Source organism: Chromohalobacter sp. 296-RDG (assembly GCF_029889885.1).
Lineage (GTDB): Bacteria > Pseudomonadota > Gammaproteobacteria > Pseudomonadales > Halomonadaceae > Chromohalobacter.
In genome coordinates, this window is record NZ_JARANY010000097.1 from 1 (window position 1) to 5,558 (window position 5,558).

Genomic DNA, 5,558 nt, shown 5'->3' on the forward strand with positions numbered 1-5,558 from the left:
CTTCCTGCTGGGGCCGTACTTCCTGAAGATCGTGTCGATTCGTCGCGACTTTCTCTACTCGAGCATCGCTGTGGTGGCGCTGGTGGGCAGCTATGTCGCGACCTACTCGACCTTCCAGATGGCGCTGGCACTAGTGTTTGGTGTGTTGGCCTACTTCCTGCGCAAGCAGAAATATCCCACCGTCTGTCTGCTGCTGGGCTTCGTGCTCGGGCCGAGCCTGGAGGAATACTGTCGTCGCGCACTGTCGATCAATGACGGTAGCCCACTGGTCTTCCTGACCAGCCCGGATAGCCTGTTCTTCATCGTCCTGACAGCGGTCTTCTTCTACTTCATGGTGATTCGCAAGCCTGGGGAAAAAACGCTCAACACGACGTCTGGCTAAACCGCTGCCGAATGGAAACGCCGCAATCGTGATGACTGGCGATTGCGGCGTTTTTGTATGTGTCGTACGCACTGGAACGGCTGGCGGCAGCAGCTGGCCGGCAGGTTCTTATCATTTGCAATATATGGATCAGAATATCCAGAAGTTGGCTGAAAGCTACTCGGGGTATCTGTCTTGAGGGGCTGTCCTGTGTTGTTTTTTATCGATCAACTTAGGTGACGTGCTGTAAACTTATATTATGTAAGCGTGTTGCTATATTGATGGTTTTACAGGAATTTTTAATTAATGCTGGTTTATAACGCCACCAAGCAGCAATTCATCGATGATGTGCGTGCGAATGTCATAAGCGATGCCATCGAGAACGAGGTGGCTCGGAAGCTGAACCGTAACTCGCCACGCAGTGAGGTGACGTCATGGGAAAGCTCTCTTCGCTTCATGATGAGCGTGCTGCTCGAAGAGGGAATTCCCGCATCAGCGGGAGTGGCCATCGAGTACAACATTCCACTGACCAATCGTCGCGTGGACTTCATCCTGACCGGCAAGAACCCTCAGCGGGACGATGCCGCGGTCATCGTGGAGCTGAAGCAGTGGCAGTCCGTCGAAGTGACCAAAAAAGATGCTATCGTGCGTACTCAGCTAGGCGGCGGTGTCCGTGAGACCAACCACCCGTCGTATCAGGCATGGTCTTATGGCGCGCTGATCGAGGACTACAACGAGACGGTACGCTCCGAGTCGATCGGTCTGGTGCCCTGTGCCTACCTGCACAACATGAAGCAGGCCGACGCCATCAATGATCCCTTCTACGAGCACCACACGCGCCGTGCGCCGGTCTTCATCTCGCCTGATGCCTTGAAGCTCTCCGAGTTTCTCAGCCAGCACATCAAGTACGGCGACAGCAATGACATCATGTATCGCATCGAACACGGTGTGATCAAGCCTAGCAAGAACCTGGCGGATGCGCTGGCTTCGATGATGCAGGGCAATGCTGAGTTCTTGATGATCGACGAGCAGAAGCTGGTCTATGAAACCGCGATCGACGTTGCGCATCGTGCAGAAAAAGGTGGCAAGCAGTGCCTGATCGTCAAGGGCGGACCGGGCACCGGCAAGTCAGTGGTGGCCATCAACCTGCTGGTGGAGCTGACAAGGCGTGAGATGATGACGCAGTACGTGTCGCGTAACTCGGCCCCAAGGGAAGTCTTCAAGAAGAAGCTGACCGGGACGCGCAAGAAGACCCATATCGACAACTTGTTCAAGGGCTCAGGGAGCTACGTCAATACTGAGCCGGATACCTTCCATGCCCTGATCGTGGACGAGGCGCATCGCCTGAATGAAAAGTCCGGCATGTACCAGAATCTGGGCGAGAGCCAGATCAAGGAGGTGATCGACGCGTCTCGTTTCTCGATCTTCTTCATAGATGAGGCGCAGCGCGTGACGTTGAAAGATGTGGGGACGATAGAGGAGATCCGTCGACGGGCGGCGGAGTGCGGAGCCAACGTGCAAGAGCTCGAGCTGGCGTCGCAGTTTCGCTGTAACGGTTCGGATGGCTACCTAGCGTGGCTTGATTATGCTCTGCAGATTCGTACCACGGCCAACACCGATCTGGATGACATCGACTACGACTTCCAGGTGTTCGATGATCCCAGCGCCATGCATCGGGCGATTCGTGAGAAGAATCGCAAAGCCAACAAGGCACGCATGGTCGCGGGCTACTGCTGGCCTTGGGCGAGCAAGAAGGACAAGCAGGCCATGGATATCGTCCTCCCCGAGTATGACTTTGCGGCCCAGTGGAACCTTGATGACGATGGCATGCTTTGGGCCATCGCCGAGGATTCTGTCGAGCAAGTAGGCTGCATCCACACCTGCCAGGGGCTCGAATTCGATTACGTCGGCGTCATCATCGGAGACGACTTCGTGATTCGTGACGGCCGCGTGGTGACTGACGCAGGAAAGCGGGCAGGGCAGGACCGCTCAGTGCATGGCTACAAGAAGATGCTCAAGGAGCAGCCCGAGCATGCCCGTGCCCAAGCGGACGAGATCATCAAGAACACCTATCGTACGCTGATGACGCGGGGTCAGAAGGGCTGTTACGTCTATGCCACGGACCCCGAGACCCGAGAGTACTTCGCGGCCTTTGCTCGAGCTCAAGCCGCGACCGGGCGACTGGATGCATCTGAGGACGCCGAGATGCTGGAGGGGCTGCCTCTCCCCGTTGTGACCCGTGATGAGGCGGCGCCGTTTAAGCGCCATGTACCCGTGTACGACCTGAGCATCGCTGCCGGCGAGTTCAGCGAGATGCAGATCGCCGAAGCCGAGCATTGGGTCGAGCTGCCGGATTTCATGCGGGCGAGCCCTGACCTGTTTGTCAGCCGTGTAATGGGAGAGTCGATGAACCGGCGCATCCCCAACGGCGCTTGGTGCTTGTTCCGTGCGAATCCAGGCGGCACACGGCAAGGCAAGGTCGTCGTGGTGCAGCATCGAGCCATCGAGGACCCTGACCATGGCGGTAGCTTCACGGTGAAGCAGTATCAGAGCGAAAAGATCGAGGAGTACGGCGAGTTCGTGAACCAGCGCATCGTGCTCAGGCCCCAGACTAACGCCTTCGGCTACAAGGATCTTGTGCTCGAGGACGAACTTGAAGACCTGAAGGTCATCGGTGAATTTCTCTCCGTGCTGTGAGCAAGTAGGTGGCCGAATGGTCGCCTATGTCGATGCTGGCTGGATAGCGAGCGGCAGAGCAGGCATGCTCACCGCTATCCGATACCGCAGAACCAGGTGAACCCTACATGTCAGACCCGTTCAAGCAGCTCCGCGACGCAATGGACCAGTTCGCCACCGAGCGTGACTGGGACCAGTTCCACTCGCCCAAGAACCTGTCCATGGCGCTGACGGTGGAGGCAGCTGAGCTGCAGGAGCGCTTCCAGTGGCTGACCGAGGTGCAGTCCAGAGAGCTGGATGAGCAGCAACTGGCCGCCGTGCGCGACGAAATCGCCGATGTTCAGCTCTATCTGATCCGGCTGGCAGGCAAGCTGGATGTGGATATCGAAGCGGCATGCCGGGCGAAGATAGAGAAAAATGCGGAGAAATATCCTGCCGACCAAGTGAAGGGAAGTGCGAAAAAATACACGCACTATCAGGATTGACGTGATGTGTGGCCGCTTCGTCCTCTGAAGCGGCCTCCCAGCCTGGCGTCGCCCCTCAAGCCTCCTCCCGCTAAATTTGGACTCAAGCAAGGCCGAAGACTCAGCTTTCGGTTTAAATCCTGTTCTAAAAGCGGCCTTGAATGGCGATTTTGTACTTGAAGATAAACCAGCTGCTGCACAAGATCTCGCATGGCGCCGTCGTTACGACCGCTTGGCTGGCATCACACGGCGTCACTTCGGATCAGGCGCGTAAGCTGGCCGACAGTGGCTGGCTGCAACGCGTGGGGCATGGCGCCTACTGCCAAGCTGGGGAGCCTCTTTCCTGGGAGAGTGCTGTCTTTGCCATGCAGGCAAGCGACGACCCGGGATTTGGTCAGGTGGCCAGACGGCCCTGGCTCTGCATGGATTTGTCCACTACCTGCCCATGGGGGAGGGCACAACGCATCTGTATGGCAAGGAGGCCGTTCGGCTGCCCCGGTGGTTGAGTGACGCCGAGTGGACAGGGCGGATGGCGCTTCACTCTGAAGAGGGCCTGCCAGTGCAGCTTCCCGGCAGCTTCACGGACTACGCGCTGGCCGGAAGGGCCTTCAGCTTGCAGGTACCAACTCCCGAGCGAGCGATCCTGGAGTGGATCGCCGTGACGCCGAATGCGCTGCTGTTCAGCAGTGAGCTGGTCGACACCTTCGGCGGGCTCAATACGCTGCGTCCGCGCCGGCTGCAGGCATTGCTGGAGGGGTGCCGTTCGGTGAGAACAAAGCGGGCCTTCCTTGTGCTGGCTCGCCACGCCGGGCATGCCTGGTACGGTCGTCTGGAACCACGTCGACTGGATCTCGGCAAAGGCAAGCGGCAGCTCTGCCAGGTCGGCAAGCTGGACAGGGAATATCACGTGACGGTGCCCGAGGCGTTCCTGCATGCCGATTGAAGCTCGCTACCACGAACAGGTCCGGCTGCTGGTCTCGCTGCTACCATTCCTCAATGACGAGCCGTGCTTCGCACTGAAGGGCGGTACGGCCATCAACCTCTTCGTGCAGCCATTACCTCGCCTATCGGTCGATATCGACCTGGCCTACCTGCCGCTGGAGCCCCGTGCTGTAATGACCCCCTGATTTCTGCACACCCTACGCCGTTAATGCGGGGTGTGCTCGGGGTGCCACATAGTCCAGAGACTGATGTGGCCGTTCTTCGTTGTAATACCGGATCCAGCGATTGATCACGACCCTGGCTTGGCCCAGCGACTCGAAGCGATGAAGCCAGATGCACTCCTCCTTCAAAGAGCGGAAGAAGCGTTCCACGAGCCCGTTCTGTTCCGGTGTATACGGCGTCGTGAATTCCTGCGTGAGGCCATAGGCCTTCACCGTGCCCGTGTAGTGGCGACTGCTAAAGACGAGCCCGTTATCAGAGCGAAGTGCTAGCGGCTGCTGAACGCGCCCCAGTGCTCCCAGTCGATAAATCAGTGCTTCTTCCAAGGCAGCCTCCGCTGTCTTACTGCTGCCATTATCCGATAATCGCCAACCGAGGATCTCACGCGTGCAACAGTCGATGATGACCGCCAGGCTGGCCCGCCGATCCTTCCCGCACCACACGTGAGTGAGATCCGTGGCCCAGCGCTCATTGGGTCGAGAGGTGATCGACGGCAAGCTTCTGGCGCGAGGTCGGAAGCCTTGCGGCCGCTTGCGCACCTGCCAGCCTTTGAGCTGCAGGATGCGCTGGATCGGCTTGCGGTTCTCGCCCAGTACGCACGCTAGTCGACGATAGCCGTAGCTGGGGAAGCGTTCCAGCGTCAGCTTCACCCGGGCCGTCCGATCCGTGTTAACGACACGCTGCCGCCTCTTGGGCCGGTAATACAGACTTCGCCGGGGAAAACCCAACCAGCGGCAAAGTTTGGCAAGTGATACCACCCGGCCTTCCTGGGCCATTTCCGCCTGCAGCGACCTTACGAGTTCTCGTCCTCGTCGAGCAGGCGACGCCACTTTTAAAGCGCGTAGATCTGCCGTTGGGCCTCGCCCAGCGCCTCCTTGGTTTCCCGCAGGTCGGAC

General features: G+C 58.6%; 6 protein-coding genes and 1 pseudogene. 6 read left to right on the forward strand and 1 reads right to left on the reverse strand.

What is annotated here, in order from left to right; translation table 11 throughout:
* From OP495_RS16210 to OP495_RS16235, 6 genes and pseudogenes are all read left to right on the forward strand, one after another.
* A partial coding sequence (locus OP495_RS16210; protein WP_280570740.1) for a tripartite tricarboxylate transporter permease occupies positions 1–382 on the forward strand: 382 nt, incomplete at its 5' end.
* Positions 383–667: 285 nt separating this feature from the next.
* The gene (locus OP495_RS16215) at positions 668–3,058 is read left to right on the forward strand and encodes a DNA/RNA helicase domain-containing protein (RefSeq protein ID WP_280570742.1); all 2,391 of its coding nucleotides are present in this window, start codon (positions 668–670) and stop codon (positions 3,056–3,058) included.
* 107 nt (positions 3,059–3,165) lie between these two features.
* A complete protein-coding gene (locus OP495_RS16220; RefSeq protein WP_280570743.1) occupies positions 3,166–3,522 on the forward strand; it encodes a nucleotide pyrophosphohydrolase in 357 nt (118 codons plus the stop codon).
* A 140-nt stretch (positions 3,523–3,662) separates the two neighbouring features.
* Positions 3,663–4,007: an AbiEi antitoxin N-terminal domain-containing protein gene (locus tag OP495_RS16225; RefSeq protein WP_280570744.1), complete on the forward strand. Its 345-nt coding sequence runs from the start codon at positions 3,663–3,665 to the stop codon at positions 4,005–4,007.
* Positions 3,947–4,444 (forward strand): type IV toxin-antitoxin system AbiEi family antitoxin domain-containing protein, encoded by a 498-nt coding sequence (locus tag OP495_RS16230; RefSeq protein ID WP_280570745.1) that lies wholly within the window; start codon positions 3,947–3,949, stop codon positions 4,442–4,444. The genes OP495_RS16225 and OP495_RS16230 overlap by 61 nt, the downstream gene beginning before the upstream one ends.
* Positions 4,434–4,610 (forward strand): annotated as a pseudogene (locus OP495_RS16235) (nucleotidyl transferase AbiEii/AbiGii toxin family protein); the annotation flags it as partial. The gene OP495_RS16230 and the pseudogene OP495_RS16235, both read left to right, overlap by 11 nt.
* A 30-nt stretch (positions 4,611–4,640) precedes the next feature.
* On the opposite strand, the gene OP495_RS16240 reads toward OP495_RS16235, so the two are convergent.
* Positions 4,641–5,492 carry an IS3 family transposase gene (locus tag OP495_RS16240; protein ID WP_280570746.1) on the reverse strand — a complete coding sequence of 284 codons (852 nt, stop codon included), beginning with the start codon at positions 5,490–5,492 and terminating at the stop codon, positions 4,641–4,643.
* Positions 5,493–5,558: the final 66 nt, after the last annotated feature.